Origin of the sequence: Nocardia colli, assembly GCF_008704205.1 — a bacterium.
In the GTDB taxonomy this organism is placed as follows: Bacteria; Actinomycetota; Actinomycetes; order Mycobacteriales; family Mycobacteriaceae; genus Nocardia; species Nocardia colli.
Window position 1 is genome coordinate 552,134 of sequence record NZ_VXLC01000004.1, and the last position, 26,962, is coordinate 579,095.

Consider the following 26,962-nt stretch of genomic DNA (forward strand, 5'->3'; position numbering starts at 1 on the left):
CCCGGACCGTCATCATTCTGCCTGGAGTGCGTGAGGCCCCTCACGTCGGCACCACCTCGGAGGACATCAACTCGTATGAGCCAAGCAACACCCGAAGCACCCGCACGTAAGCGTGACCGCACCCACTGGTTGTATCTGGCGGTGATCGTCGCGGTTATCGCGGGGATTCTGGTGGGGTGGCTCGCGCCGGGGTTCGGCGTATCGGTTGCTCCGCTCGGCACCATCTTCGTCAACCTGATCAAGATGATGATCGCGCCGGTCATCTTCTGCACCATCGTGCTCGGCATCGGTTCGATCCGGTCGGCGGCCACCGTCGGCAAGGTCGGTGGGTTGACCATCGCGTACTTCATGGTCATGTCGACGGTCGCGCTGGTGATCGGGCTCGTGGTCGGCAACGTGATTTCGCCCGGCACCGGGTTGAACCTCGGCAAGACCGTCAATGCGGGTAAGGATCTGGCCAAGACCGCGCACAGCGCCGGTGGCACGTGGGACTTCCTGACCAGCATCGTCCCGACGACCATGCTGTCCTCGCTGACATCGGGCAGTACGTTGCAGGCGCTGTTCATCGCGCTGCTGGTCGGGTTCGCGGTGCAGGCCATGGGCAAATCCGGCGAGCCGATCGTGCGTGGCGTCGCGTTGCTGCAAAAGCTCGTGTTCCGCGTGCTGGTGATGATTCTGTGGCTGGCGCCGATCGGTGCGTTCGGCGCGATCGCCAATCTGGTCGGTAAGAGTGGTCTGGACGCCGTGCTGAAATTGGCAACGTTGATGATCGCGTTCTACCTGACTTGCTTGATCTTCGTGTTCGGCGTGCTCGGGGTGATGATGTGGCTCGTCGCTCGGGTGTCGGTGCTGAAGCTGGTCCGCTACCTGGCCCGCGAATATCTGCTGATCCTCGCGACCTCGTCGTCCGAGTCGGCGTTGCCTCGGTTGATCGCGAAGATGGAGCACATGGGCGTCGAGCGGACGACCGTGGGTGTGGTTGTGCCGACCGGTTATTCGTTCAATCTGGACGGCACTGCAATTTACCTGACAATGGCGTCTTTGTTCATCGCGGACGCGATGGGCAAACCGCTCGACATCGGCGAGCAGATCGGCCTGCTGCTGTTCATGATCGTGGCGTCCAAGGGCGCGGCCGGGGTCACCGGCGCCGGCCTGGCCACGCTGGCCGGCGGACTGGAGAGTCATCGCCCCGAATTGCTCGACGGCGTCGGCCTGATCGTCGGCATCGACCGCTTCATGTCCGAGGCCCGCGCGCTCACCAATTTCTCCGGCAATGCCGTCGCCACCGTGCTCATCGGCACCTGGACCAAGACCATCGACGCCGACCGCACCCGCGAGGTCCTCGACCGCAAACTCCCCTTCGACGAACAAACCATGGTCGATAACGACCACGGCACGCCCCCGCAGCAGGACCCCGACACCAAGGACCTGGTCTCGGCCTAACTGCTCGGTGAAACACGAAGGGCCCGCAGGATCTGCGGGCCCTTCGCCATGTCCGGGATCAGGATGCCCACTTTTCCGGGTTGAGGTGGTGTTGGGTGAGGGCGGTGGCGTGGCCGTGGCCGAGAGCGTGCTCGGTCTTGAGCCATTCGACGAGGGGTTTGTGGGAGGTCAGGCCGGACTCGCGCATCGCGGTTTTCCAGTCATCGATGGTGCGGCCGTATTTGGCTTCGATGGCGGGGAAGTAGGACGCGGGGCCGTGGGGCTTGGTCGGCATGGTGGTCTCCTGTGCTTTGTTATGCGTTCAGGGATATCGACGGCGGTGCGTCGCGAAATTCATCGCGGTGTGTTGGGGGTCACGAAATGGCTTGTGTGCGAACGAGTCCCGGAACGAAAAAGTCCGGTACCGGCGTGATGCCGGTACCGGACAGGTAATCGGGATCAGGCGGGGACGGCGATGGGTTCGGGGGTGGTCTTGGTGGCGAGTTGGTGTTCGCGGAGGAGGAGGGCGCCGGTGAGGAAGACGAGGGCGGCGGTGAGGCCGTGGATGCCGAAGGCGGCGGCGGAGGAGCCGCTCCAGCTCAGGACGGTGAGCATGTCGCCGACCGGGACCAGGGCGATGACCAGGGTGGCGATGCCGAGGGCGTAGCGCTGCTTGGCGGCGAGCAGGACCAGGATCAGGATGCCGAAGACGGTGTCGCGCACGCCCTTCAGGTTCATGAACGCGGCGGCGTCGCCGTCCGGCCAGGCGGGCAGGCCGAAGCCCGGCGCGATGGCGTCGGGGGTGAACAGGTAGCTGATGCCGATGTAGAGGATGAAGGCCGCGCCGGCGAGGGAGAGGGCGGTGGCGATGCGTGCGGTGGTCATGGTGGGTGCTCCTTGGTGCGGTGGTGCTTCGTTTTCTAGCGGCGCTAGGTTCACGAGCAACAATAACGGAGCTTCGGTAGCTTGTCTAGCGCTGCTAGTATTTTGGTCATGAGCCCCCAGACCCGCAAGGAACGCGAACGCGCCGAACGCCATCAGCAGATCATCGACACCGCGCGCGAACTGGCCGAGGCGCAGGGCTGGGAGGCGGTCACGGTGCGCAAGCTGGCCGAGCGCATCGAGTACAGCCAGCCGGTGCTGTACAGCCACTTCGAGGGCAAGTCGGCCATCGTGACGGCGGTAGCCCTGCAAGGCATCGCCGACCTGACCACCGTGATGCGCCGAGCCCACGCCGAGGCGACCGGCCCGGCCGACGCCCTGCGCCGCGTCACCCGCGCCTATCTGGACTTCGCCGCCGCCAACCCGGCCCGCTACGAGGCGATGTTCATGATGAACGTCGACCTGGTCTTCGGCCTGGACGCGCCGCAGCTGCTGATCGACGCCTTCGCCGAACTGGAGGCGCTGTTCCGCCCGTTCGTCGACGAGGCGGACATCGGGGCCCGGACGGAAGTGGCCTGGAGCGCGATGCACGGCCTGGCGACCCTCGACCGCGGCGGCCGGCTCCGGCCGGACCTGCGCGAGCAGCGCCTGGAAATCCTGGTCGCCGAATGGCTGGCCGCGGTCGGCGCGGATTCCGCGTAGCGCGCCCGCTGTGATCGGACGCGCATTTCGGTTGCGGCCGAAGCCGGATCGGTAGCGTGGGGATATGCCTGATGTTGTGGTCGTCGGTTCCGGGCCGAATGGTCTCGCCGCCGCGGTGATTCTGGCGAAGGCCGGGCTCTCCGTGGAGGTGTACGAGGCCGAGTTCGGCGCGGGCGGTGGGTCGCGCACGGCGGAACTGACGCTGCCCGGTTTTCAGCACGACGTGTGCGCCGGCGCGCACCCGATGGCGTTGGCGTCCCCGTTCTTTCGCGCGTTCGATCTCGCGGCGCACGGCGTCGAACTGCTCACGCCGGAGGCGTCCTACGCGCACCCGATGGACGGCGGCACGGCCGGCGTGGCCTGGCGCGATCTGGAGCGGACCGTCGAGGGACTCGGCGGCGACGGCGCCGCGTGGCGTTCGCTGTTCGGACCGCTGGTGCCGCACTGGGAGGCGGTCGTCGACCTCGCGATGTCGGACCTGCGCCGCCCGCCGAAGGACCTGCTGACCGCGGTGCGATTCGGCCTGCGGACCCTGGAGCAGGGATCGCCGTTGTGGAACACCAGGTTTCAGGGCGATGTCGCGCCCGCGTTGCTCACCGGTGTGGCCACGCACGCGATCACTCCACCGCGGCGCATCCCGGCCGCGGGGGCGGGGCTGCTACTCGGCACACTCGCCCATGCCGGCGGCTGGGTGATCCCGAAGGGCGGCAGCCAGGCGATCCCGAACGCGCTCATCGCCGAACTGGAACGCCTCGGCGGCCGGGTGCACACCGGTCACCGCGTCGACTCGCTCGGACAGTTCGACGACGCCCGCGCGGTCGTGCTCGACCTCGCGCCCGCGGAACTGCTGCGCATCGCGGGCCACCGCCTCCCGGACCGATACGCCAAGCGGCTCAGGGGTTTCCGCTACGGCGGCGCGGCGTGCAAGGTCGACTTCGCGCTGGCCGGTCCGGTGCCGTGGCAGGCCGAGGGCCTCGACCGCGCCGGAACCCTGCACCTGGTCGGTACCCGCGCCGAGGCGATGGCCGCCGAACGCGCGGTCGCCGCGGGTCAGCACGCGGAACGGCCCTATGTGCTGTCCATCCAGCCCGGTGTGGTGGATCCGACCAGGGCGCCGGCGGGCAAGCACACCTTCTACACCTACGCACATGTGCCGAACGGCTCCACCCGCGACGTCAGCGAGGCGGTCATCACTCAGGTCGAGCGGTTCGCACCGGGCTTCCGCGACTTGATCCTGGCCAAGCACGTCTACACCGCGGCCGAAATGCCCTCGCACAATGCCAATTACATCGGCGGCGACATCTCGGCGGGCGCGATGACCCTGCGCCAGTTCGCGTTCCGTCCGACCGCGCGCTGGAACCCTTACGCCACACCGATTCCCGGCGTGTACCTGTGCTCCTCGTCGACCCCGCCCGGCCCCGGCGTGCACGGCATGTCCGGCCTGCACGCCGCCCGGCACGTGCTGCGCCAGCGGTTCGGCATCACCACCGACCCGTCGGACCTGCTCCGTAAGCGCTAGACGGACTCGGTGCGGTAGAGATCCGGTTCGAGGTACATGACCCGCGCCGCGGGCACCGCGGCCCGGACGCGCGCCTCCGCGTCATCGATGGCGGTGGCGAGCTGAGCGACGTCGAGCCCGGGCACCGCGCCGATCTTGGCGGCCACCAAAAGCTCTTCGGGACCGAGGTATTGGGTCTTCAGGTGGATGACCCGGTCGATCCGATCGCCGTCGACCAGGTTCTCCCGGATGAGCCGATCCTCGGCGGGCGTCGCGCCCTCACCGATGAGCAGGCTCTGCATCTCGATGATCAGCACGATGGCGATGATGCCGAGCAGGATGCCGATGGCCATGGTGCCGACGCCGTCCCATACCGCGTCGCCGGTGAGCATGGTCAGCCCGACGCCGGCGAACGCGAACACCAGGCCGATCAGCGCGCCGGTGTCCTCCAGCAGCACCACCGGCAGCTCCGGGCTGCGCGAGTTGCGGATGAACCGCCACCAGCTCGCGTCGCCCTTGAGCGGCGCGGATTCGCGCATCGCGGTCATGAAGCTGTAGGACTCCAGCGCGATCGCGATGAGCAGGATGACGATCGCCACGATCGGCGAGCTCAGCTCCTCGGGATGCTGGATCTTGTGCACGCCCTCGTAGAGCGCGTATCCGGAGCCGAGGGTGAACAGCACCAGCGCCACGATGAACGAGTAGAAGTAGCGATTGCGCGCGTACCCGAACGGGTGCAGCGCGTCGGCCTCCTGCGCCGCGCGGCGCTGACCGAGCAGCAGCAGTGCCTGGTTGCCGGTGTCGGCGACCGAGTGCACCGCCTCGGCGAGCATCGATCCGGAACCGGTGATCAGCGCACCGACGAACTTCGCCACGGCGATCCCCGCGTTCGCCGACAACGCGGCGAGAATCGCCTTCTTGCCACCACCAGCCGACATGCCCTGGACGTCCTCTCTCCGAATTGCCCGATCCTGGCTAACTTAGCGTGTGCCGGTGTCCGGAGTACCCGATGCCCGACCGATCATCGCGATCCGCGACTCCGCGCCGGAATCAGACCTTGCCGACGCACGCGCAGAACAGCTGGGCCGGTCCGTCCAGCGCGCGGGCGCGAATGTCGCTGTCGGCGGCCGAGATCCATGCCGCGGCGCCGCGATGCAAGGTCAGTTCGGATTCGCCGTGTAGCAGCCGTACCGACCCCGACGTGCACAGCACGATGCCCGGACCGGCGGCGGTGAGCGGGACCTGGGCCGAGCCCTCGGTGAGGTCGAAGCGGCGCAGTTCGAATTCCGGTGCGGGGGTGCGGTAGCGGACCGAGCCGTCGCCGGCCGGTTCGGGCAGCACGACGGGCAGGTCGATCGGCTCGAAGTCGAGCACCCGCAACAGTTCCGGCACGTCGACGTGCTTGGGGGTGAGCCCGCCGCGCAGCACGTTGTCCGAGTTGGCCATGATCTCCACGCCGAGCCCGCGCAGGTAGGCGTGCAGGTTGCCGGCCGCGAGGAACAGGCCCTGACCGGGTTCCAGGGTCAGCCGGTTCAGCAGCAGCGCGGCGAGCACGCCGGCGTCGCCGGGGTAGGCCTCGGCGAGTTCGAGCGTGGTGCGCGCCTCGGGAGTGAACTCGCGCTTGCCTTTTCCGGACAGATACCGCACGCAGCCGTCCAGCACCTCGGGCAGCAGCGTGGCGAGCACGTGCTGGGGCAGCGTGATCCAGGTGGTGAACAGGGTGCGCAGGCCGTCGGAATCCGGTTGTGCGGCAAGCAGGTCGGCGAACGAGCCGAGGCCGTCCACTTGCAGCGCGCGCAGCAGTTCGACGGTGCGGTGCGGGTCGCGGAAGCCGGCCAGCGCCTCGAACCGATCCAGCGCCACCACCAGTTCCGGCTTGTGGTTGTCGTCGCGGTAGTTACGCATCGGCGAGTCCAGCGGGACCTTGGTGCGGTTCTCCCATTCGAATCCGGCCCGCGCCTGCGCGGTGCTCGGATGCGCCTGCAGCGACAGCGGCTCCTCGGCGGCCAGGATCTTCAGCAGGAACGGCAGCTTGCCGCCGAATTCCCCGGCGGCCGGGCCCAATTCGCGCTGCGGATCGTCGGCGACGAAATCGAGCAGCGAGCGGGAGTCGCCGTCGATCAGGACGTGCGCGGGATCGGCGGGATGCGCGCCGAACCACAGCTCGGCCTCCGGGTGGGCGGACGGGACGGGCCTGCCGCACAGCTGAGCGAGCGCGGTGCGCGAGCCCCAGGCATACGAACGCAGCGCACCAACGAGTTCGTGCACTAGTAGCTTCCCCCGAACTGCCCTTGGCTGTCGGTCGCGGTGCCGCGGGTTCCGATCAGCCGTAGGTAGGCGGCGGCCATCTCCAGCCGCACCGCGAGCACGGCGAGCTGTTCGAGTTCACCGCCGGAACCGGGAACCGGTTCCTCGGGCCGGGCCGGGGCGGGCACGGACGGGTCGATGAGACCGGTGTGCAGCAGGTCGAGCTCGGCGTTCACCAGGTCGGCGTCGACCAGGCTGGATCCGGTGCCGCCGAACACGGCGATCCGCCGGCGCGCCGCCGCCTGGTCGGCGTCGGCGCTGAGCACGAACACCCGGATGCGTTCCACCTGCACCGGCCCGTCGAGCTCTTCGTCGTGGAACAGCGGATCGAAGCCGGGCGCGGATTCGCCTGCGGCCTCGACCATTCGAGCCCTGGCGGCGACCGCCTCGGCGAGATCCACCGCGGTGGCGACCCGGCCGGCCGACTGCAACAGCACCTCCGCGCCGTGCTCGGCCAGCTCGGCCGCGGCGGGTGAGTCACCGGCCAGCACGACCCCGCGCTGATGCATGCGCGAGGCGAGGGTCTTGGCCGGATTGCGGAAGACCTCGTTGGTCGGACCGGCGCGCAACGCCTCGGCGTCGAGCACATCGGCCAGGTCGGTGAGGTCGGGCACCAGGGTGCCGCTGCGGGACGGGTCGATCGCGCGCAGGACGGCGATACCGGCGGCCAGGAAGCGCAGCAGCCGGTTGTGATCGAGCACCTGGACCCGCGGGGCCAGCACGGCCGCGCGGCCGGCCGCGACGGCGCGCATCGGTCCTTCGATGGGTGCGGCCACGACGACCTCGGCGCCGCGGCGCAGCGCCCGGTCCACCGCGTCGGTCAGGCGGGGATCGCCGGCGTCGTCACCGGCGACCAGGACGACGTCGAGCGGGCCGACCCAGGGCGGTAAGGCGGTGACGGGCACGACCGGCAGGCCGGCCCGGTCGCCGAGCGCGGCGACCAGCAGGCTCGCGGCGCGCGCGGCCCGGCCGGAGCCGGAGACAAGTACGAGACTGCGCGGTCGCAGTCCGTCCAGGCGCACGAGCGCGTCTTCACCGACGGCTGCCGCGGTGGCACGGACCTGAGCGCCGCCGGAGGCGGCCGAGCGCAGGGCGCCGCCGGTATCGGCCGCCTCCAGCGAAGCGGCATCATCGAGGTCGAGAACCGGTGTTCCAGCGATCATCGGGCGTCCCACCTCCCCTCATCGCGCTGAGTCGTTTCCGCCCTCGCTCGCCCCCGGGTCAGCTGCCACGCCGGGCCCGAGTCGGGCGAATCCAAGGCCTGTGATTCCACTATTCCAGTCAGGAGCGGACGATGCTCAGAATCTCTGTTACGAGTGCGTCTACTTCTTCCGGCGATCTGGCTTCGACGTTCAGCCTGAGCAGCGGTTCGGTATTGGACGCGCGCAGATTGAACCAGGCGTCGTCGGCCAGCTGGACGGTCACGCCGTCCAGCCTATCCACCGAGATCGTCCGATCCCCGAATGCCTCCACCACAGCCATCGTCCGCTCCTTCGCGTCCGGCACTGTGGAATTGATCTCCCCGGAGGCCGCATATGTTTCGTAAGCCGCCATCAGCTCCGACACCGGCCGGTCCTTCTCGCCGAGCGCGGCCAGCACGTGCAGCGCCGCGAGCATGCCGGAATCGGCGCCCCAGAAGTCGCGGAAGTAGTAGTGCGCGGAGTGCTCGCCGCCGAACACCGCGCCGGTCGAGGCCATCTGCTGCTTGATGAACGAGTGGCCGACCCGGGTGCGCACCGGGGTGCCGCCGAGCGCGGTGACCAGCTCGGGCACCGCGTGCGAGGTGATCAGGTTGTGGATGATGACCGCGCCCGGCTCCTTGACCAGTTCACGCTCGGCGACCAGCGCGGTGATGGTGGACGGGGACACCGGGTCGCCCTTCTCGTCCACCACGAAGCAGCGGTCGGCGTCGCCGTCGAACGCGAGCCCGATGTCGGCGCCGGACTTGACCACCAGGTCCTGCAGGTCGACCAGGTTCTTCGGGTCGAGCGGGTTCGCCTCGTGGTTCGGGAACGAGCCGTCCAGCTCGAAGTACAGCGGCACGATGGTCACCTGCGGCAGCGCGTCGAACACGGCGGGCACGGTGTGCCCGCCCATGCCGTTGCCCGCGTCCACGGCGATGGTCAGCGGGCGGACCCCGGCGATGTCGACCAGGTTGCGCAGGAACGCCGCGTAGTCGGCGAGCAGGTCGACGCTGGACGCGGTGCCGTGCGGCCCGTCGTAGCCGGGGACGCCCTCGGCGACCTCGCTCTTGATCGTCGCCAGGCCCGTGTCCTGGCCTACCGGAATGGCTTTGGCGCGGCACATCTTGATGCCGTTGTAGCGGGCCGGGTTGTGGCTCGCGGTGAACATGGCGCCGGGGCAGTTCAGGCTGCCGGAGGCGAAGTACAGCTGATCGGTGGACGCGAGCCCGATGTGCACCACGTCGAGGCCCTGGGCCAGCACGCCGTCGGCGAAGGCGTTGGACAGCTCGGGGGAGGACTCGCGCATGTCGTGTCCGATGACCGCCCGCGTCGCGCCCTCGGCGCGCATCAGCCGGGCGAACGATGCGCCGATGTCCCTGACGAATTCGGCGTCGAGTTGTTCACCCACCACACCGCGAACGTCGTAAGCCTTGATCACCGCGTTTACGAATTCGGCAGAGCGGGCGACTGTCATGCCCACCACCCTAATGGTTGCGCGGCAACGGTTTGACCCGGTCCTGGGTTTGTTCAGGAAGGCGGGTCGGGGAGTACGCGCAGATGTCCCCGGCGCCCGGTGCGGGTGGTGCGCTGCGGCGGCGGCGCGTAGTCGCGATAGCCGCGCTGATCTTGTTCCGGCGGGCGGCGGCGCAGTCCGGCCTCGCGGACCGCCTCGGCGAGCGCGGTCAGATCGTCGTCATCCGGTGTGCTGGAGGAGAATCCGCCCTCGTGCCGAACCATCTCCCAGCCCTTCGGGGCGGTGATGCGCGAGCCGTGCGTTTCACAGAGATCCCAGGAGTGCGGTTCGGCGACGGTCGCGAGTGGTCCGACCACGGCGGTCGAGTCCGAGTACACATAGGTGAGCGTCGCGACGGCCGGATTCTTGCAACCTGGTCGGCAACAACGACGCATGGGGATCACGCCGATGAGAGTAACCCTCCCGGCGTGCCGATGTGGATAGACACGCTCAGGATTCGGGCAAAAACTCCCGCCACGCGGCGGCGCCACGGGCGAGCGGGCGAGCCTCGCGGCCATGCGGTCGGCCGAAGGTCGGGTGAGTGTGCGGTCTGCGGGCCGCGCACTCGGTGTCGGTAATCAGTCATCGCTGCTCGCAACAACATTCGTTACCGAAGTGCCCGCGGCTCGGTGCGATTTTACGATTCCGGTTCCGGGTCGATGATGTCCGGATCGACGCCGAGGTAGGTGGCGATCTGCTGGACCAGCACCTCGCGCAGCAGGTCGACCAGGTCGTCGGGATCGCTGGCGCGCAGCTCCAGCGGCTTGCGGAAGAGCACCACCCGGGCGCGGGTGGCGGTGCCGTGCCGGTCCACGCCGGCCGGGATCAGCCGGGACAGCGGCACCGGGCCGTCGGCCACCACCTCGTCCGGCCAGGTGACCGAATCGGGATGCAGCGGACGGATTTTCGGCACATCGTCAACCGCGATGTCGAGCTTGGTGAGGCGGTCGTGCCAGCGGGTGTCCAACGGTGCGAACGCTTCCAGCACCAGCCGGTCGAACTTCTGCCCCCTGGTGCGCCAGGCAGGCACCGTGGGCGGCAACATCGGCCCACGTACCCCGCGACCACGGCGGATCACCGACCGGGCGGTCGGCGGACGACGATTACGGGAACGTGCCATGGGTTAAAACCTAGTCAGCCCGTCCGGTGCCTGCGCACCCAGTGCTGCCCCAGCCGGCCTGCGGGCCGTGGGCAGGGGGTCGGGCGTACCCCCGGAGCTACCCGTGTGTTCGTGAGAATCGTTGTCGCCGTAGCGACTTCTCGCACGTGCGGATAACTCGGGGGCCAACCCAGGTCGGCTAGCCGATGCCGCGCTTCAGGCGGCGGCGCTCTCGTTCGGAGAGGCCACCCCAGATGCCGAAGCGCTCATCGTGGGCGAGTGCGTATTCCAGGCACTCGTCGCGCACCTCGCAGCCCATGCAGATCCGTTTCGCCTCGCGAGTCGAGCCGCCCTTCTCTGGGAAGAACGCCTCCGGATCGGTTTGCGCGCACAGGGCTCGCTCTTGCCACTGCTCTTCGATGGATTCGAACATCTCGTCGAAGCCCGTGACGACCAGGCTGAGCCGGGGCGTCGAGTTCTCGTCGCCCATGTTGAGCCCAGGCGTCAAGACCTCGTCACCCCCCTCGCGTTCTATCCAGCCGTTTTCTGCGCAGACGCCACGTGCTGCGCCTGCTGTGGAATCGGTCGGCGAGACCATCTCGTTGGCCATCGCTCCGCCTCCTCACTGTGTGTTAGCGCAGAATGATTCGATCCGTCGGACCAACACGCTTACCGACGGCCATACCCCGCGACGTTGTCCCGCGGACGTCCCCGAGCTCGTCATCTCGATGCGAACATCTGTTCGAAAAGCCGTTCGCGCCTTGCACTCTCGCGCGAACCCGAAATGACATGACTGTGATTAGACACGCCGGACGTGTCGATGGTCAAGCGGCCGTCGCTATTCCGTTACTATCCGCGAACGCTTTCGAAGATGATCTTGAGTCGGAGCAGGGCAAATGACCAGCAACTATGGCCCGAACATCGCCCGGTCCGGCAGCGCATAGGCTGTGCGGATGTGACTTCCCTTCAAGCGGACACCGAACCCGTCGGCGGGCCACGGATTGCCGTCCTGGTCGGGGGTGTCGGCGGCGCTCGCTTCCTCCAGGGCGTCCGGGAACTGCTGCCCGATGCCGATGTCTCCGCGATCGTGAACGTCGGCGACGACGTCTGGATGCATGGCCTCCGGATCTGTCCTGACCTTGATACCTGCATGTACACCCTCGGTGGCGGCATTGATACCGAGCGCGGCTGGGGCAGGCCCGGCGAGACCTGGCACGCCAAGGAAGAGCTGGCGAAGTACGGCGCGCAACCGGACTGGTTCGGGCTCGGCGATCGCGACCTCGCCACGCATTTGGTCCGGAGCGAAATGTTGCGTGCCGGGTACCCGCTGTCCGCGGTGACCGAGGCGCTCTGCAACCGGTGGCAGCCCGGCGTGAAACTGATCCCGGCAACCGACGATCGGTGTGAAACGCATGTGGTTGTGAGCGACCCGGACAACCCTGGCGAACGTCGCGCGATCCATTTTCAGGAGTGGTGGGTTCGCTATCGCGCGAACATCGAGACCCATGGATTCGCCACAATTGGGGCAGAGGACGCCAAACCAGCCCCGAATGTGACCGAGATCATAGAGTCGGTGGATGTGGTCTTGCTCGCTCCGTCGAACCCCGTGGTGAGCATCGGCGCGATCCTGGCGGTGCCTGGAATCCGCGGCGCATTGCGCACCACCGAGGCCAAAGTGATCGGTATATCCGGTGTGATCGACGGTAAACCTCTGCGCGGGATGGCCGACGAATGTCTGTCGGTGATCGGCGTCGAGACGACCGCCGAGGCGATCGGCCGCTACTACGGCGCCCGCTCGGCCACCGGGATTCTGGACGGCTGGCTGATCCACACCACCGACACCGCCGACGTGCCCGGTGTCGAAGTACGCAGCGTGCCGCTGCTCATGACTGATCCGCCGACCACCGCCGAGATGGTGCGGGAGGCCCTGGACCTCGCGGGAGTGAAACCGTGACCATCGATCACGCGGCGGGTGAACTGCGCATCCTGCCGATCACCGGCCTGCCGGAGTTCCGGCCCGGCGACGATCTCGCCCGGCACATCGCCGAACAGGCGCCCTGGCTGGTCGACGGCGACGTGCTCGTGGTGACGAGCAAGATCGTGGCCAAGGTCGAGGGCCGCATCGTCGAGGCCCCGCTGGACCCGGAGGAGCGCGACACGATGCGCCGCGCCCTGGTCGAGCAGGAGGCGGTGCGGGTGCTCGCGCGCAAGGGCCGCACCCTGATCACCGAGAACAAGCTCGGCATCGTGCAGGCCGCGTCCGGCATCGACGGGTCCAATGTCGAGCAGGGCGAATTGGTGTTGCTGCCCGCCGATCCCGACGCCAGCGCGAAGGCCCTGCGCTCGGCGCTGGCCGAGCGGCTGGGCGTGCGGGTCGCCGTGGTCGTCACCGACACCATGGGCCGGGCGTGGCGAAATGGCCAGACCGACACCGCGATCGGCGCCTCGGGCCTGCGCGTGCTGCACGACTACGCGGGCGCGATCGACGGGCAGGGCAATGAGCTGCACGTCACCCAGGTGGCGATCGCGGACGAGCTGGCCGCCGCGGCGGACCTGGTGAAGGGCAAGCTCGGCGGCGTGCCGGTCGCGGTGGTGCGCGGGCTGCCGATCGCCGACGACGGGTCCAGCGCCGCCGATCTGCTGCGCGGCGGCGTCGACGACCTGTTCTGGCTCGGTACCGCCGAGGCGATCGAGCAGGGGCGGCGCGAGGCGGTGCTGTTGCGCCGGTCGATCCGTCAGTTCGCGGACGAGCCGGTCGATCCCGAACGGGTCCGGGCCGCGGTCGCGGTGGCGTTGACCGCGCCGGCGCCGCATCACACCCGTCCGGTCCGGTTCGTGTGGTTGCGCGAACCGGGCCTGCGGGCGCGGCTGCTGGCCGCCATGACCGAGAAGTGGCGCGCCGATCTCACCGCGGACGGGCTGCCCGCCGATCGGGTGGAACGCCGGATCGCCCGGGGCCGAATCCTTTTCGACGCTCCCGAGGTGATCATCCCGTTCTGCGTGCCGGACGGCGCGCACGACTATCCGGACGAGCGGCGGCGGGCGAACGAGCGCACCATGTTCACCGTCGCGGTCGGTGCGGCAGTGCAGGGCCTGCTGGTCGCGCTGGCCACCGAGGGGCTGGGCAGCTGCTGGATCGGCTCCACCATCTTCGCGCCGGACGTCACCCGCGCTGTGCTCGGCCTCGACGACGACTGGAATCCGCTGGGCGCCATCGCTATCGGCCATCCGCTCGAGCCGCTCACGCCGCGTCCTACGCCTAGTTCCGGCTTTGGACTGGTCGAACTGTGACGGCTGATTCGCTGCACGCGTCGGCGACCGCGTTGCTCGAATCCTGGTCTCCGGCCGCGGGTTCGGATCAATCGCTGCGCCAGGCGATGCTCGCGTTCCTCGGCTCGGCGCCGCGCGGGTGCCTGCGCGAGCACGTGCCGGGGCACATCACCGCCTCGGCGGTGGTCTTCTCGCACGACGAACGCGAGGTCCTGCTGACCCTGCATCCGCGGGTCGGCAGCTGGATCCAGCTCGGCGGGCATTGCGAGGAGGGCGACGACACGGTGGCCGGCGCCGCGCTGCGCGAGGCGACCGAGGAGTCGGGCATCGCCGGGCTCCGGCTGGAGCCGGAACTGTATGGCGCGCAGGCGCATCCGATCACCTGCTCGCTCGGGTCGCCGACCCGGCATCTCGATCTGCTGTTCCGGATCACCGCGCCCGCGGGCGCGGTCCCGGTGCGCAGCGCGGAGTCCACCGATCTGCGCTGGTGGCCGGTCGACGCGTTGCCGGCGAACGCCGACGTGCTGCTGCGCTAATACCCCTGGACACCCCACACCCCGGTCGGCCACCGCGCTGACCGGGGTGGTTTCGTTTGCGTCGACACTCTGCTTTACAAATCAGCAGATTTGTCTAGACAAACGACAAATCTATCTCTATCGTCCATCTCAGAGGTAACGCACGTCACACGTGACGTGCCGCTTTTGGATTGGAGACAACGATGTCGACCGACGCCGACACGTCCGCGAAACCGGTGACCAACCCGGACTGGCGCGATCGCAAGCGCTACATGTGGCTCTGGGGATTGTTCGCTCCCACTGGGCTTTTCACCATCGGGATCCCATTGATCCTGGCGCTCAACGCAATCGGCTGGCATCGTTTGGCGCAGGTGCCGTTCTGGCTCGGTCCGATTCTGGTGTATCTGCTGATTCCGTTGGCGGACATATTCTTCGGGCCGGACGGCGACAATCCGCCGGACGAGGTGATGGAGTACCTGGAGCACGACCGGTACTACCGCTATCTCACCTACCTGTATCTGCCGTTCCAATACGCGTCGCTGGTCATGGCCTGCTATTTGATCACCGCGGATCAGGTGAGCTGGCTCGGTTTCGACAACGGCCTGCACCTGGTGGACAAGATCGGCCTGGCGATCACCGTCGGCATGCTCGGCGGCATCGGCATCAACACCGCACATGAATTGGGGCACAAGAAGGTTCAGCTGGAACGCTGGCTGTCCCGGATCGCGCTGGCCCAGTCGTTCTACGGGCATTTCTATATCGAGCACAATCGCGGCCATCACGTGCGCGTCGCGACGCCCGAGGATCCGGCGAGTTCCCGGGTCGGCGAAAGCTTCTGGGCCTTCTGGCCGCGCACCGTGTGGGGGAGTCTGACGTCGTCGCTGCGCCTGGAGAAGACCCGCCTGGCGCGGTTGGACAAGAAGTGGTGGAGCCCGAAGAACGAGGTGCTGAGTGCGTGGCTGATGTCGGCGGCGCTGTACGTGGTCCTGGTCGCGATCTTCGGGATCGAGTTGCTGCCGTACCTGGTGCTGCAAGCGGTGATCGGCTTCAGCCTGCTCGAGGCGGTCAACTACCTGGAGCACTACGGGCTGGTCCGGCAGCGCACGGCGTCGGGGCGCTACGAGCGGCCCGCCCCGGTGCACAGCTGGAACAGCGACCACATCGTGACCAACATCTTCCTGTACCACCTGCAGCGGCACAGCGATCATCACGCGTACCCGACCCGGCGCTACCAGACGCTGCGCAGCTGGGACGGCGCGCCGAACCTGCCCAGCGGCTACGCCAGCATGATCCTGCTCGCCTACTTCCCGCCGCTGTGGCGCCGGGTGATGGACAAGCGGGTGCTCGCGCACTATCACGGGGACATCACGCTCGCGAACATCCACCCGGCCAAGCGGGACAAGGTGATTGCCCGCTACCAGGGCGGTGTCGCGACCGGCGAGGTGCAGGCATGAATCGCTTTCGCTGCCCCGTCTGCGATTACGTGTACGACGAGGCGAAAGGTGCGCCGCACGAAGGATTTCGCCCGGGAACGCCGTGGGCGAATATTCCGGACGACTGGTGCTGCCCGGACTGCGGGGTGCGGGAAAAGATCGATTTCGAACCGATGGGAGCCGTCAAATGAGCGATTACAAACTTTTCCAGTGCATTCAGTGCGGCTTCGAATACGACGAGGCCAAGGGCTGGCCGGAGGACGGGATCGAGCCGGGCACTCGCTGGGACGATATCCCGGACGACTGGACCTGTCCGGACTGCGGCGCGGCGAAGGCCGACTTCTACATGGTCGAAATCGAACGGTCGTGAGGTTTTGACTGCGGGAACCGCCCGTGACAGGGTCGCCGGTATGCCGCGCTCCGGAACCCGCATCCCCTATCAGGAGGCGGCGCGTGAACTCTTGCGCGCCTCCGTCCTCGGGGCGATGCGCGAACTGCTCACCGAACGGGACTGGTCCAAGATCACCCTCGGTGATGTGGCGGCCAAGGCCGGGGTGAGCAGACAGACCCTCTACAACGAGTTCGGTTCCCGCAGTGGCCTGGCGCAGGCATATTCGCTGCGCCTGGCCGACGATCTGGTCGATCACGTCGACGCGGCCATCACCGGCAATGTCGGCGACGTCCGCGCGGCCTTCCGGGAGGGCATGACCAATTTCTTCGTCGATGCCGCCGCCGACCCGCTGGTGCAGTCGCTGCTCGCCGGCGAGGTGAAATTGGATCTGCTGCGGCTCATCACCCTTGATGCTGGACCGTTGCTCGACCAGGCGACCCGGCGGCTGTCGCTGGCTTTCCAGCACAGCTGGGTCGCGGCGACCGCGGCCGAATCGGAGGTCATCGCGCACGCGCTCGTGCGCATCGCGATGAGCTACATCCCGACGCCGCCGGATCCGGCACGCGATGCGCCGGGTGAGTTGAGTGCGTTGCTGAGTCCGTACGTGGAAGCGATTCTGGCGGCCCGGATCGATCACTGATCGAACCCTGAAGAACCCCAGTCTGTTTGCACTAAGTAAGCCAGGACTTCAAGCGTCTGTGAGCCCGCTTAAAAACCAACTGCCATGGATGTAACCCTCATCACGTTTCGGCCTCCAAGATCTGCGAAACGGCCGTACAGTCTGGAACTATTCTCGTACATCGGAGTTAGGGTTCCTATTTAGCGGGGCAAACGTGCAAACGGTTGGCAAACCGGCGGTATCTTCTGATCCCAAACGACACTTATGGGTTTTCGGCTTGATCGCTCCACTGAGCGCACTCTTGCCCTCGCAACTTGTGTTGCAAACGGGCGCAAAGGTGTTCTGGTGGATCGGTCCAATCATCGTGTTGATCGTCATCCCGGTCCTGGACTGGGTTGTCGGCGAGGACGGCACCAACCCGCGCGATGAGGATTACGAGTTGCTGAGCAACGACCGGTACTACCGGTGGTGCACTTATCTTTTCCTTCCTGTTCAACTGATCGGCCTGTTGATCGCCTGCGCCATGTGGGCGGGTCACGAGCTGAGCATCGTCGACAAGCTCGGCCTGGCAGCCACTCTCGGCTTCGTCAGCGGCATCGGCATCAACGCGGCGCACGAGCTCGGACATCGGGTCGAGCACGCGGAGCGCTGGCTGGCCAAGGTAGCGCTGGCGCAGTCGTTCTATGGGCATTTCTTCGTAGAGCACAACCGCGGACATCACGTCCGGGTGGCGACTCCGGAGGACCCGGCCAGCGGCCGGCTCGGCGAGACGCTGTGGGAGTTCCTGCCGCGCAGCGTGTTCGGCAGCTTCCGCTCGGCCATCCAGCTGGAGAAGGTGCGGCTGGAGCGCAAGGGCCTGCGCTGGTTCAGCGTGCACAACCACATCCTGCAGGCGTGGTCGATGAGCGTGCTGCTGTTCGGCACCATGATGGCGATCTTCGGCATCGGCATCCTGCCGTGGTTGATCCTGCAGGCGGTGATCGGCGCGTCGCTGCTGGAGACGGTGAACTTCATCGAGCACTACGGCTTGCTGCGGGCCAAGCGCCCGAACGGGAATTACGCCCGCTGCTCGCCGCGCGACAGCTGGAACAGTGATCGGTTGGTGACCAACATCTTCCTGTTCCATCTGCAGCGGCACAGCGACCATCACGCCAACCCCGGACGCAGGTACCAGACGCTGCGCAGCTCGATGCAGGCGCCGCAGCTGCCCGCCGGGTACGCGACGATGATTCTGTTCGCGGCCGTGCCGCCGCTGTGGCGGGCGATCATGGACCACCGGGTGCTCGAGCATTACGACGGCGACGTCACCAAGGCGAATATCCATCCGCGCAAGCGTCGCCGCCTGCTGGAGCAGTACGGCACGGTCGCCACGATCACCGGTGCGGCGCAGGCGAATTCGGCCAAGGGCGGTCCGGCGCAGCCGTCGAACGCGGCGGAGTCCGACGTGCCGGAGTCCGGCGCCGCGTAGCCGACCGGCTACCCCGGCTCAGCGGCGGTAGGCAGGCGGCAGGGGTAATCCCTGCTCCTGCAAGACCTCTCGCATGCGGTCGGGGTAGTCGGTGATCACGCCGTCTACTCCGGTGTCGATCTGCGCGGCGATGGTGGCCTTGTCGTTCACCGTCCACGGGATCACCTTCAGGTCGAGTTCGTGCGCGCGCTCGACATACGTCTTGTCCGCCACCAGCGCGAAACCGGATTCACCGGCCTTGCGGCCGTAGGGAACCGAGTAGCCGGGTGAGGCGGCGTTCGCGCCGAGCGCCTTCACCGCGCCGAGCGGATCGTTCGCGAAATCCTCGTAGCGGATCGGGCCGAGCCACTTCGAACCCGCGACGAAGGTGGTGTCGTCATAGAGCGCGACCAGTGGGATCGTCGGACTCGCCTTGCGCACCAGCGGAAGTGAGCGCCAGTCGAAGCTCTGGATGTCGACATTGCCGGTCTCGCCGGCTGCGGCGACCGTGCTCAGGATGACGTCGACGAACTCCTGCGGCGTGGCGGACTGCTCGGGATGTTCGGCTTCCACTTTTGTTTCGATGTTGTAGCGCGGGTGCGCGCCGCGGTAGGTCTTCACCAGATCGAACAGCGCGGGCAGCGTGGCTATCCGGTTGCCGGGCACCGCCTGCTGGCCCGGGAAGTCGGCGAGCGCCTTGCCGCAGTCCAGGGTCTGGGTCTGCGCGTAGGTGAGGTCGTGGATCAGCTTGCCCACGTAGGGGAACTGCGGATCGTCCGGCGTAACCGGTGCGGTGTCCGCGCATTTGGTCCCGAGCACGGCCGGGTCGTGCCAGATCATCGGCATTTTGTCCCGGGTGAGCACGATGTCCAATTCCAGCGTGCTGACGCCGAGTTCGATCGCTTTACCGAAGCCGGCCAGCGACTCCTCGGCGGTGAGACCGCGGCCGCCGCGGTGGGCTTGCAGCTCCACCGTTCGCGGCGCGGTAGCCGGTGACGAGTCCGATCCGCTGTCGCACGCGGCGTTGAGGCCGAGCACGAGCGAGCCGGCGACAGCGGTCGTGACGATGGCGCGAAGGTTCGGCATCGCGCCAAGCTAGCAAGGGTGAGTACGGTGTACCCATCCGCCGCGCCAGCGATTAGCCTTGCGTGTTGGTACCGACTTTCCAGGAGAGGCAGATAGAGGCTATGACGACCTCAGAACTTCCCGCCCGAACTGAACTCACCGCCGATGTCCGCAATGGCATCGACTTCAAGGTGGCAGATCTGGCACTGGCCGAATTCGGCCGCAAGGAGATCCGGCTCGCCGAGCACGAGATGCCCGGCTTGATGGCGCTGCGCCGCGAATACGCCGAGGTGCTGCCGCTACAGGGCGCGCGGATCTCCGGCTCGCTGCACATGACCGTGCAGACCGCGGTGCTGATCGAGACCCTGGTCGCGCTCGGCGCGCAGGTCCGCTGGGCCTCCTGCAACATCTTCTCCACCCAGGACCACGCCGCGGCCGCCATCGTGGTCGGGCCGCACGGCACCGTCGACGAGCCCAAGGGCACCCCGGTCTTCGCCTGGAAGGGCGAGAGCCTGGAGGAGTACTGGTGGGCCGCCGAGCAGATGCTCACCTGGCCCGACGAGCCGGCCAACATGATCCTCGACGACGGCGGTGACGCCACCATGCTGGTGCTGCGCGGCGCGCAGTTCGAGAAGGCCGGCGTGGTTCCGCCGGAGGACGAGAGCCACTCGGCCGAGTACAAGGTGTTCCTGAACCTGCTGCGCGAGCGGTTCGAGTCGGACAAGGGCAAGTGGAGCGCCATCGCCGATTCGGTGCAGGGCGTCACCGAGGAGACCACCACCGGCGTGCTGCGGCTCTACCAGTTCGCCGCCGCCGGCGAGCTGGTGTTCCCGGCGATCAACGTCAACGACTCGGTCACCAAGTCGAAGTTCGACAACAAGTACGGCACCCGCCACTCGCTGATCGACGGCATCAACCGCGGCACCGACGTGCTCATCGGCGGCAAGAAGGTGCTGATCTGCGGCTACGGCGACGTCGGCAAGGGTTGCGCGGAATCCCTTGGCGGACAGGGCGCCCGGGTGCAGGTCACCGAGATCGACCCGATCAACGCGCTGCAGGCGCTGATGGACGGCTACGACGTGGTCACCGTGGAGAGCGCGATCGGCGACGCCGACATCGTCATCACCTCCACCGGCAACAAGGACATCATCACCCTCGATCACATGAAGGCGATGAAGGATCACGCGATCCTCGGCAACATCGGTCACTTCGACAACGAGATCGACATGGCCGGCCTGGAGCGCTCCGGCGCCACCCGGATCAACATCAAGCCGCAGGTCGACGAGTGGACGTTCAAGGAGTCCGGCAAGGCGATCATCGTCCTGTCCGAAGGCCGCCTGCTGAACCTGGGCAACGCCACCGGCCACCCGTCGTTCGTCATGTCCAACAGCTTCTCCAACCAGGTGATCGCGCAGATCGAACTGTGGACCAAGCCGGACGAATACGACAACGAGGTCTACCGCCTGCCCAAGCACCTCGATGAGAAGGTCGCCAAGATCCATGTCGAGGCCCTCGGCGGCGAGCTGACCAAGCTCACCAAGGATCAGGCCGAGTACATCGGCGTGGATGTCGACGGCCCGTACAAGCCGGAGCACTACCGCTACTGAGTTCACCTGACCGAAGGCGTCCTGCATCCCGGAAGACGGGGGTGGAGGGCGCCTTCGGCCGGTTCGGGGGCGCAGGTAGCCTGCTCGGCATGGGCGTGCTGGTTGTGATCGAGGGGCTGGACGGCGCTGGTAAGCGGACGTTGACGGAGGACGTCAGCGACCGATTGCGGGCCGGCGGAGTGCGGATCGCCTCGCTCGCGTTTCCGCGGTACGGGCGTTCGGTGCACGCCGATCTGGCGGCGGAGGCGCTGCACGGTGCGCACGGCGATCTCGCGGCCTCGGTCAACGCGATGGCGCTGTTGTTCGCGCTGGATCGGGCGGACGCGCGTGACGAACTGACGAAATCGTTGGCGGACAACGACATCGTGCTGCTCGACCGCTACGTCGCCTCCAACGCCGCCTACAACGCGGCCCGGCTGGAACAGCCCGTGGACGGCAAAATCGTCAGCTGGATAGGTGAATTGGAGTACGGCAGGTTCGATCTGCCCACGCCCGCGTTGCAGGTATTGCTCGATGTCTCACCGGAACTCGCGGCCGAGCGGGCCCGCCGCCGGGGTGAGCTGGACCACACTCGGGCGCTCGACGCCTACGAACGTGATGCGGCGCTGCAGCAGCGCACCCTCGCGGTGTACCGTGAGCTCGCTCAACGGAACTGGTATGGGCCGTGGTGGATATTCCGATCAGGTGACGATCCAGCCACGCTGGCTGGGCGATTGGCCGATTTGATTACCCATTAGGGTTAGATGTGCGGCGGGTTCACACCAGTGTTGGCGTGGCAGCCCGATCCTGGCCTGGGAGATGACAACATAGTAATTATGAAGCCGAAGATTCTGGTCGTCGACGACGATATGGCACTCGCAGAGATGCTCACGATCGTCTTGCGCGGGGAAGGGTTCGACCCGCATGTGGTCGGCGACGGCACACAGGCCCTGGCGGCGGTTCGCGAGATCCGCCCCGATCTGGTGTTGCTGGACCTGATGCTGCCCGGCATGAACGGCATCGATGTATGCCGCGTGCTGCGGGCCGATTCCGGGGTACCGATCGTGATGCTCACCGCGAAGACCGACACGGTCGACGTGGTGCTCGGACTCGAGTCCGGTGCCGACGATTACATCGTCAAGCCGTTCAAGCCGAAGGAACTCGTGGCCCGGGTGCGCGCTCGATTGCGCCGCACCGAGGACGAGCCCGCCGAGCTGTTGTCCATCGCCGACATCGTGATCGACGTGCCCGCGCACAAGGTGACTCGCGGCGGCGCACAGATCTCGCTGACGCCGCTGGAGTTCGATCTGCTTGTCGCCCTTGCGCGTAAGCCGCGTCAGGTCTTCACCCGCGAGGTGCTGCTCGAACAGGTCTGGGGCTACCGGCATGCCGCCGACACCCGGCTGGTGAACGTGCACGTGCAGCGACTGCGCGCCAAGGTCGAGAAGGATCCGGAGAACCCGGAGATCGTGCTGACCGTCCGCGGCGTCGGCTACAAGGCCGGACCGCCGTGATCCGTCGCGGTGAGCGAGGCGCGGCAGCGCTCGTGCGGACGGAGGCATCGAGCGACGACGAGGCTCGGTCGTGACCGATCGCTCCAGAAACCAACTGGAGCGGCGGCTGGCGGCGATCGGTGCCCGGTTCACCGAACTGGGCACACTGCTCGGTCATCTGTGGCAGCGCTCGCTGCAACTGCGGGTGGCCGTTTCGACGATCACCCTGTCTTTGATCGTGATCACGATCCTCGGTGTGGTGCTGACCGATCAGATCACCAACCGGATGTTGGACACCAAGATCAACGCGGCGGTCGAGGAGATGGGCCGCGCCCGCAACGCGGTGCACAGCCAGCTGGTCGGCACGCACGATACGGGTACCCAGCTGACGCCGGCGCGCAACGCGCTGTCCAGCGACGGCGGCCCGCAGACCGGCGTGGCCGGCAGCTACGACGTGGTGCTCGCGATGGTGGGCCCGAGCCAGCAGGAAGCCACCGCGGGCCCGATTCAGGACGTGCCTGACGAGCTGCGCAACTTCGTCCGGCGCGGACAGGTCAGCCGCCAGTTCACCACGGTCTCCGACGCCAGCGGCTACCGCGGTCCGGCGTTGATCATCGGCAGCCCGAGCACCGAAATCCCCACGCTGGAGATCTATCTCATCTTCCCGCTGGCCACCGAGGCGCGCAGCCTGTCGCTGATCCGGGGCACCATGCTGATCGGCGGCATCGTGCTGCTGGTCCTGCTGGCCGCGATCACCGCGCTGGTGACCAGGCAGGTGGTGCTGCCGATCCGCTCGGCGGCGCGGATCGCCGGTCGCTTCGCCGACGGCAGGCTCAAAGAACGCATGCTGGTGCGCGGCGAGGACGACATGGCGCGGCTGGCGCAGGCGTTCAACGAGATGGCCGAGAGCCTGTCCAACCAGATCACCCAGCTGGAGGAATTCGGAAACCTGCAGCGCCGCTTCACCTCTGACGTCAGCCACGAACTGCGCACGCCGTTGACCACAGTGCGGATGGCCGCGGATCTGATCCATGGCAGCAGCGACGACCTGGATCCCGCGCTGGCCCGCAGCGCCGAGCTGCTGGTCAACGAGCTGGATCGGTTCGAGGGCCTGCTCAACGATCTGCTCGAGATCAGCCGCCACGACGCCGGCGTGGCGGAGTTGCAGGTCGAATCGCTGGACGTGCGGATGTGCGCGCGGGCGGCGATCTCCACGGTGCGGCACCTGGCCAAGGACGCCGGGGTCGAGGTGGTGATCGACATGCCGGAGGACCCGCTGGTCGCCGAGGTGGATCCGCGCCGGGTCGAGCGGGTGCTGCGCAACCTGCTGGCCAATGCCATCGACCACAGCGAGGGCAAGCCGGTGCTGATCCGGATGCGCGGCGACGTGGACGCGAACGCGGTCTCGGTGGTGGTGCGCGACCAAGGCATCGGCCTGCGCCCGGGCGAGGAGAAGCTGGTCTTCAACCGGTTCTGGCGCTCGGATCCGTCCCGGATGCGCCGCTCCGGCGGCACCGGGCTCGGGCTCTCGATCAGCGTCGAGGACGCGAATCTGCATGAAGGCCGGCTGGAGGCCTGGGGCGAGGTCGGGATCGGCGCGAGCTTCCGGCTGACCCTGCCGCTGGTGCGCGGCAAGAAGCTCGGCGCGAGCCCGCTGTCCCTGGAACCCGTGCGCAAGCAGGTCGTGGTGCGGCAGGCCGAACTGGAGATCGTGCCGAATTCGGTTGAGCCGGAATCGAGTACGACCTCCGGCGACGGCGTCGCGGCACCCTCGACCGGAAACGGCTCGTCGGCCGTCCGGCATCCGGCGCCGGGCGCGGCGCAACCGTCGGCGGGGGCCGACGCGGTGAACGAATCAGGGGACGTACCGTCATGAGAATGCGTGTCGGTTCTGCGAAGACGCAGCGGCTGTTCGCGTTCGGCGCGGCGGCCCTTGCTGCCTTGATCGTGCTGTCCGGGTGTGCGAGCCTGCCGGAATCGTCGGCGCCGCAGGCCCTCGGCACGATCAACCGTGAGCCCACCTCCGAGGGCCCGCCGCCGCCCACCCAGGGGCGCGACCCCGATCTGCTGCTGCGCGACTTCCTGCTGGCCACCGCCGACCCGGCCAACCGGCACCTGGCGGCCCGCCAGTACATGACCCCGTCGGCCGCGGCGCAGTGGGACGACTCCGCGGGCACCACGATCGTGGAGAAGCCGGATACCCTGCGTGAGTCGCGCACCGGCGACAAGGCGACCTATCGGATCCGGGCGCGCAAGCTCGCCGACCTGGACAGCAACGGCGCGTACCGGGCCTCGGCGGACCCGCCGCTGGAAAACAAGATCGAGATGACCAAGGTCAACGACGAGTGGCGCATCGACGAGCTGCCCGACGGCGTCGTGATGGACGCGATCGCGTTCGGCAAGATGTACCGGCGCTACGTGCTCTACTTCGTCGACCCGACCAGCAGCGTGGTGGTGCCCGACCTGCGCTGGGCCGCGGTGCCCAAGGCGCAGCTGACCCAGCGGCTGCTGGCCATGCTCGGCGAGGGCACCCAGCCCGCGCTGGCCCCGGTGCTGCGTAACGAGCTGGCCGCGCCGATCACCCTGCGCGGCCCCATCACCAAGGCCAACGGCGATCCGGACGAGGTCGGCGTCGGGCTCGGCGGGGTGAAGATCGACTTCGCCGGCGCCTCGGCGCTCAACCCGCACGATCGGGAGCTGCTCGCCGCGCAGGTGGTGCTCACCCTGGCCGGCGCGGACATCCTCGGGCCGTATGTGCTGCTGGCGGACGGAAAGCCGTTCGACGACCGGTTTACCGGCAGCGGCTGGGCGGTCGCCGATGTGCAGCAGTACAGCCAGCCGACGCTGGGCAACAGCCAGGCCGGGCTGCACGCGCTGCGCGGCGGCGCGCTGGTGCAGGTGCCGGAGAACAACGCTCCGATCACCCCGGCACCCGGCTACTTCGGCACGGTGAACAACCTGCTGTCGGCGGCGCTGTCGCCGGACAGTCAGCTGATCGCGGGTGTCGCGGACACCGGACGGCCCGCGCCGGACCCGGCGCGCACGCTGATGATCGGCACCTACGGCGGCAACGCGATTCCGGTCGCCGCGGGCAACTCCATCACCCGGCCGTCCTGGAACATCGACGGCACCGCCGCGTGGGCGGTGATCGATGGCGAGCGGGTGATCCGCGCGGTCAACGACCGGTCCACCAACACCGTCTCGGTGCAGGACGTCGACACCTCGGCGCTCACCTCCGCAGGTTCCGGGTCGGCCTTCCGGGCGCCGATCACCGAGCTGCGGATCTCCCGCACCGGGGTGCGGGCGGCACTCATCGCCGACGGGAAAGTCTATGTCGCGGTGGTCATTCCGAAGCCGGGCGGCGGATTTGCGCTGGCTTCGCCGTTGCCCGTCGGGGTCAACTCGAGCGCGGCCGCGGTGTCGCTGTCCTGGTTCGGCAGCGACCGGTTGATCATCTCCAGGGAAGGCAATGTCGACCCGGTCGGCACCGTGTCCATCGACGGTTCGCAGCCGACCCCGCAGACCAGCCGGAACCTGACCGCGCCGGTGCGGCAGGTCAGCGCCAACCCGGAACATCAGTACGCCGCCGATTCGCGCGCGGTGCTGGAGCTGACCAGCAACCCGGACGGCGGCGAGCCGTACTGGCGCGAGGTGCCCGGGCTCGGCGCGAACGCCGTCCCGGTGCTGCCCGGCTGATCCGCGCGTAACCGGTTCCGGGCCAAGCGAATCGGACTGTGTTCGGCGGTTGTTGTCGGTGGGTGCGGGCACACTCGGGTGATGCGGACCTTGCTGGATCTGATCCTGCCCGCGGCTTGTGCGGGCTGCCGGATGGCGGGCGTCGGCTGGTGCGCCGACTGCGCGGCGGCGCTCGCCGGCCCGCCGATTAGGGTGTGGCCGCGCACCGATCCGGGGGTGCCGTGCTGGGCGCTCGGTCCGTACGCGGGGCCGGGGCGGCGGGCGGTGCTGGCAGCCAAGGAGCGCGGTCGGCGGGATCTGGCCGAGCCGCTCGGGCTGGCGCTGGCTCGTGGTCTCGCGCGCCTGCGGGCGGGGGATCGGCCGCTGGTGCTCGTTCCCGCACCGAGCCGGAAGATCGCGGCGCGGCGGCGGGGTGGCGATCCGGTGCTCCGCACAGCGCGGGTAGCCGCGAGTTGGCTGCCCGATAGCCAGATGGTATCCGTGCTCCGAGTGTGGTGGGCTGTGCGGGATTCGGTGGGCTTGACACCCGGTGAGCGGGCTCACAATCTGCACGGCCGGGTCACCACACTACCCGGTCGCGCGGCCACACCGCGGATTCCGGCAAACGCCGAGGTAGTGCTGGTCGACGATGTGCTGACCACCGGTGCCACGGCGCGCGAGTCGGTGCGCGCACTGGCTCGGATCGGCCTGCCGACACGCGCGGTACTGGTTACCTGTGCTGCTTGACTCCGGGAAATTTGCGTGAACACTGGCGCACTCCCCGATGTCGTACTAGCGTCGCGAACACACACCCGAACCGGGAGTTTGGAGGTGGCGCCTCGGACATCAAGTGCCGAGAGA

The 26,962-nt window shown here is 67.9% G+C and carries 27 protein-coding genes; 17 read left to right on the top strand and 10 right to left on the bottom strand.

The annotated features are described in order from the left end of the window. Positions 1–75: 75 nt before the first annotated feature. Positions 76–1,443 (top strand): cation:dicarboxylate symporter family transporter, encoded by a 1,368-nt coding sequence (locus tag F3087_RS14520; RefSeq protein WP_150402429.1) that lies wholly within the window; start codon positions 76–78, stop codon positions 1,441–1,443. A 58-nt stretch (positions 1,444–1,501) separates the two neighbouring features. On the opposite strand, the gene F3087_RS14525 is transcribed toward F3087_RS14520, so the two are convergent. Both F3087_RS14525 and F3087_RS14530 read right to left on the bottom strand, forming a co-directional pair. Continuing rightward, on the bottom strand, positions 1,502–1,717 hold the full coding sequence (locus F3087_RS14525; RefSeq protein WP_150402430.1) for a DUF4287 domain-containing protein: 216 nt from the start codon (positions 1,715–1,717) through the stop codon (positions 1,502–1,504). 164 nt (positions 1,718–1,881) lie between these two features. Then, positions 1,882–2,307 (bottom strand): DUF4267 domain-containing protein, encoded by a 426-nt coding sequence (locus F3087_RS14530; protein WP_150402431.1) that lies wholly within the window; start codon positions 2,305–2,307, stop codon positions 1,882–1,884. 108 nt (positions 2,308–2,415) lie between these two features. Between F3087_RS14530 and F3087_RS14535 the strand changes: the two genes are divergently transcribed. Together F3087_RS14535 and F3087_RS14540 are read left to right on the top strand one after the other, a co-directional pair. Beyond that, the gene (locus tag F3087_RS14535; RefSeq protein WP_150402432.1) at positions 2,416–3,006 is read left to right on the top strand and encodes a TetR/AcrR family transcriptional regulator; all 591 of its coding nucleotides are present in this window, start codon (positions 2,416–2,418) and stop codon (positions 3,004–3,006) included. Between the two features lie 64 nt (positions 3,007–3,070). Then, the gene (locus tag F3087_RS14540) at positions 3,071–4,525 is read left to right on the top strand and encodes a phytoene desaturase family protein (protein WP_150402433.1); all 1,455 of its coding nucleotides are present in this window, start codon (positions 3,071–3,073) and stop codon (positions 4,523–4,525) included. Here the strand turns inward: F3087_RS14540 and F3087_RS14545 are convergent. The 7 genes from F3087_RS14545 to F3087_RS14575 form a co-directional block, all read right to left on the bottom strand. Continuing rightward, a complete protein-coding gene (locus F3087_RS14545; RefSeq protein ID WP_150402434.1) occupies positions 4,522–5,442 on the bottom strand; it encodes a cation diffusion facilitator family transporter in 921 nt (306 codons plus the stop codon). The genes F3087_RS14540 and F3087_RS14545 overlap by 4 nt on opposite strands. Before the next feature lie 112 nt (positions 5,443–5,554). Continuing rightward, a complete protein-coding gene (gene manA / locus F3087_RS14550; protein ID WP_150402435.1) occupies positions 5,555–6,772 on the bottom strand; it encodes a mannose-6-phosphate isomerase, class I in 1,218 nt (405 codons plus the stop codon). After that, positions 6,772–7,974: a tobH protein gene (locus F3087_RS14555; RefSeq protein WP_150402436.1), complete on the bottom strand. Its 1,203-nt coding sequence runs from the start codon at positions 7,972–7,974 to the stop codon at positions 6,772–6,774. Before F3087_RS14555 ends, manA begins: the two co-directional genes overlap by 1 nt. A gap of 118 nt (positions 7,975–8,092) precedes the next feature. Further along, positions 8,093–9,469 carry a phosphomannomutase/phosphoglucomutase gene (locus tag F3087_RS14560; protein ID WP_150402437.1) on the bottom strand — a complete coding sequence of 459 codons (1,377 nt, stop codon included), beginning with the start codon at positions 9,467–9,469 and terminating at the stop codon, positions 8,093–8,095. Positions 9,470–9,522: 53 nt separating this feature from the next. Then, the gene (locus tag F3087_RS14565; protein WP_150402868.1) at positions 9,523–9,903 is read right to left on the bottom strand and encodes a DUF3499 domain-containing protein; all 381 of its coding nucleotides are present in this window, start codon (positions 9,901–9,903) and stop codon (positions 9,523–9,525) included. Between the two features lie 242 nt (positions 9,904–10,145). Further along, entirely contained in the window at positions 10,146–10,628 is a 483-nt protein-coding gene (locus F3087_RS14570; RefSeq protein ID WP_191093957.1) for a metallopeptidase family protein, read from the bottom strand. 178 nt (positions 10,629–10,806) lie between these two features. After that, complete coding sequence (locus F3087_RS14575) at positions 10,807–11,040, bottom strand: WhiB family transcriptional regulator (protein ID WP_029901515.1); 234 nt, start codon at positions 11,038–11,040, stop codon at positions 10,807–10,809. Between the two features lie 381 nt (positions 11,041–11,421). On the opposite strand from F3087_RS14575, the gene cofD reads away from it, so the two are divergent. From cofD to F3087_RS14615, 8 genes are all read left to right on the top strand, one after another. After that, positions 11,422–12,561: a 2-phospho-L-lactate transferase gene (gene cofD / locus F3087_RS14580; RefSeq protein WP_223885069.1), complete on the top strand. Its 1,140-nt coding sequence runs from the start codon at positions 11,422–11,424 to the stop codon at positions 12,559–12,561. After that, complete coding sequence (locus tag F3087_RS14585; protein WP_150402438.1) at positions 12,558–13,898, top strand: coenzyme F420-0:L-glutamate ligase; 1,341 nt, start codon at positions 12,558–12,560, stop codon at positions 13,896–13,898. The genes cofD and F3087_RS14585 overlap by 4 nt, the downstream gene beginning before the upstream one ends. Then, positions 13,895–14,413, top strand: coding sequence for an NUDIX hydrolase (locus tag F3087_RS14590; protein ID WP_150402439.1), 519 nt, complete (start codon positions 13,895–13,897; stop codon positions 14,411–14,413). Before F3087_RS14585 ends, F3087_RS14590 begins: the two co-directional genes overlap by 4 nt. Positions 14,414–14,595: 182 nt before the next feature. Continuing rightward, a complete protein-coding gene (locus F3087_RS14595) occupies positions 14,596–15,846 on the top strand; it encodes an alkane 1-monooxygenase (protein WP_150402440.1) in 1,251 nt (416 codons plus the stop codon). After that, entirely contained in the window at positions 15,843–16,016 is a 174-nt protein-coding gene (locus F3087_RS14600) for a rubredoxin (protein WP_150402441.1), read from the top strand. Before F3087_RS14595 ends, F3087_RS14600 begins: the two co-directional genes overlap by 4 nt. Further along, on the top strand, positions 16,013–16,195 hold the full coding sequence (locus tag F3087_RS14605) for a rubredoxin (protein WP_150402442.1): 183 nt from the start codon (positions 16,013–16,015) through the stop codon (positions 16,193–16,195). Before F3087_RS14600 ends, F3087_RS14605 begins: the two co-directional genes overlap by 4 nt. A 40-nt stretch (positions 16,196–16,235) precedes the next feature. Further along, positions 16,236–16,856 carry a TetR/AcrR family transcriptional regulator gene (locus F3087_RS14610; RefSeq protein WP_150402443.1) on the top strand — a complete coding sequence of 207 codons (621 nt, stop codon included), beginning with the start codon at positions 16,236–16,238 and terminating at the stop codon, positions 16,854–16,856. A 193-nt stretch (positions 16,857–17,049) separates the two neighbouring features. Beyond that, positions 17,050–18,303: an alkane 1-monooxygenase gene (locus F3087_RS14615; protein ID WP_150402444.1), complete on the top strand. Its 1,254-nt coding sequence runs from the start codon at positions 17,050–17,052 to the stop codon at positions 18,301–18,303. A gap of 18 nt (positions 18,304–18,321) precedes the next feature. Here F3087_RS14615 and F3087_RS14620 read toward each other — a convergent pair whose 3' ends face one another. Continuing rightward, positions 18,322–19,368 (bottom strand): glycerophosphodiester phosphodiesterase family protein, encoded by a 1,047-nt coding sequence (locus F3087_RS14620; RefSeq protein ID WP_150402445.1) that lies wholly within the window; start codon positions 19,366–19,368, stop codon positions 18,322–18,324. A 101-nt stretch (positions 19,369–19,469) separates the two neighbouring features. Between F3087_RS14620 and ahcY the strand changes: the two genes are divergently transcribed. From ahcY to F3087_RS14650, 6 genes are all read left to right on the top strand, one after another. After that, positions 19,470–20,954 carry an adenosylhomocysteinase gene (ahcY, locus tag F3087_RS14625; RefSeq protein ID WP_150402446.1) on the top strand — a complete coding sequence of 495 codons (1,485 nt, stop codon included), beginning with the start codon at positions 19,470–19,472 and terminating at the stop codon, positions 20,952–20,954. An 89-nt stretch (positions 20,955–21,043) separates the two neighbouring features. Then, the gene (locus tag F3087_RS14630; protein WP_150402447.1) at positions 21,044–21,691 is read left to right on the top strand and encodes a dTMP kinase; all 648 of its coding nucleotides are present in this window, start codon (positions 21,044–21,046) and stop codon (positions 21,689–21,691) included. Between the two features lie 78 nt (positions 21,692–21,769). Beyond that, positions 21,770–22,447 (top strand): MtrAB system response regulator MtrA, encoded by a 678-nt coding sequence (gene mtrA / locus F3087_RS14635; RefSeq protein ID WP_069163595.1) that lies wholly within the window; start codon positions 21,770–21,772, stop codon positions 22,445–22,447. A gap of 70 nt (positions 22,448–22,517) precedes the next feature. Further along, complete coding sequence (gene mtrB, locus F3087_RS14640) at positions 22,518–24,302, top strand: MtrAB system histidine kinase MtrB (protein ID WP_150402448.1); 1,785 nt, start codon at positions 22,518–22,520, stop codon at positions 24,300–24,302. Next, positions 24,299–26,122, top strand: coding sequence for an MtrAB system accessory lipoprotein LpqB (lpqB, locus tag F3087_RS14645; protein ID WP_150402449.1), 1,824 nt, complete (start codon positions 24,299–24,301; stop codon positions 26,120–26,122). The genes mtrB and lpqB overlap by 4 nt, the downstream gene beginning before the upstream one ends. 81 nt (positions 26,123–26,203) lie before the next feature. Next, positions 26,204–26,848 (top strand): ComF family protein, encoded by a 645-nt coding sequence (locus F3087_RS14650; protein WP_191093958.1) that lies wholly within the window; start codon positions 26,204–26,206, stop codon positions 26,846–26,848. Positions 26,849–26,962 lie beyond the last annotated feature (114 nt).

What these genes read in the sequence shown, in the direction of transcription:
- F3087_RS14520 (WP_150402429.1), top strand. Translation starts at nt 76, where the DNA reads ATGAGCCAAGCAACACCCGAAGCACCCGCACGTAAGCGTGACCGCACC.
- F3087_RS14525 (WP_150402430.1), bottom strand. Translation starts at nt 1,717, where the DNA reads ATGCCGACCAAGCCCCACGGCCCCGCGTCCTACTTCCCCGCCATCGAA.
- F3087_RS14530 (WP_150402431.1), bottom strand. Translation starts at nt 2,307, where the DNA reads ATGACCACCGCACGCATCGCCACCGCCCTCTCCCTCGCCGGCGCGGCC.
- F3087_RS14535 (WP_150402432.1), top strand. Translation starts at nt 2,416, where the DNA reads ATGAGCCCCCAGACCCGCAAGGAACGCGAACGCGCCGAACGCCATCAG.
- F3087_RS14540 (WP_150402433.1), top strand. Translation starts at nt 3,071, where the DNA reads ATGCCTGATGTTGTGGTCGTCGGTTCCGGGCCGAATGGTCTCGCCGCC.
- F3087_RS14545 (WP_150402434.1), bottom strand. Translation starts at nt 5,442, where the DNA reads ATGTCGGCTGGTGGTGGCAAGAAGGCGATTCTCGCCGCGTTGTCGGCG.
- F3087_RS14555 (WP_150402436.1), bottom strand. Translation starts at nt 7,974, where the DNA reads ATGATCGCTGGAACACCGGTTCTCGACCTCGATGATGCCGCTTCGCTG.
- F3087_RS14560 (WP_150402437.1), bottom strand. Translation starts at nt 9,469, where the DNA reads ATGACAGTCGCCCGCTCTGCCGAATTCGTAAACGCGGTGATCAAGGCT.
- F3087_RS14565 (WP_150402868.1), bottom strand. Translation starts at nt 9,903, where the DNA reads ATGCGTCGTTGTTGCCGACCAGGTTGCAAGAATCCGGCCGTCGCGACG.
- F3087_RS14570 (WP_191093957.1), bottom strand. Translation starts at nt 10,628, where the DNA reads ATGGCACGTTCCCGTAATCGTCGTCCGCCGACCGCCCGGTCGGTGATC.
- F3087_RS14575 (WP_029901515.1), bottom strand. Translation starts at nt 11,040, where the DNA reads ATGTTCGAATCCATCGAAGAGCAGTGGCAAGAGCGAGCCCTGTGCGCG.
- F3087_RS14595 (WP_150402440.1), top strand. Translation starts at nt 14,596, where the DNA reads ATGTCGACCGACGCCGACACGTCCGCGAAACCGGTGACCAACCCGGAC.
- F3087_RS14600 (WP_150402441.1), top strand. Translation starts at nt 15,843, where the DNA reads ATGAATCGCTTTCGCTGCCCCGTCTGCGATTACGTGTACGACGAGGCG.
- F3087_RS14605 (WP_150402442.1), top strand. Translation starts at nt 16,013, where the DNA reads ATGAGCGATTACAAACTTTTCCAGTGCATTCAGTGCGGCTTCGAATAC.
- F3087_RS14610 (WP_150402443.1), top strand. Translation starts at nt 16,236, where the DNA reads ATGCCGCGCTCCGGAACCCGCATCCCCTATCAGGAGGCGGCGCGTGAA.
- F3087_RS14620 (WP_150402445.1), bottom strand. Translation starts at nt 19,368, where the DNA reads ATGCCGAACCTTCGCGCCATCGTCACGACCGCTGTCGCCGGCTCGCTC.
- ahcY (WP_150402446.1), top strand. Translation starts at nt 19,470, where the DNA reads ATGACGACCTCAGAACTTCCCGCCCGAACTGAACTCACCGCCGATGTC.
- F3087_RS14630 (WP_150402447.1), top strand. Translation starts at nt 21,044, where the DNA reads ATGGGCGTGCTGGTTGTGATCGAGGGGCTGGACGGCGCTGGTAAGCGG.
- mtrA (WP_069163595.1), top strand. Translation starts at nt 21,770, where the DNA reads ATGAAGCCGAAGATTCTGGTCGTCGACGACGATATGGCACTCGCAGAG.
- lpqB (WP_150402449.1), top strand. Translation starts at nt 24,299, where the DNA reads ATGAGAATGCGTGTCGGTTCTGCGAAGACGCAGCGGCTGTTCGCGTTC.
- F3087_RS14650 (WP_191093958.1), top strand. Translation starts at nt 26,204, where the DNA reads ATGCGGACCTTGCTGGATCTGATCCTGCCCGCGGCTTGTGCGGGCTGC.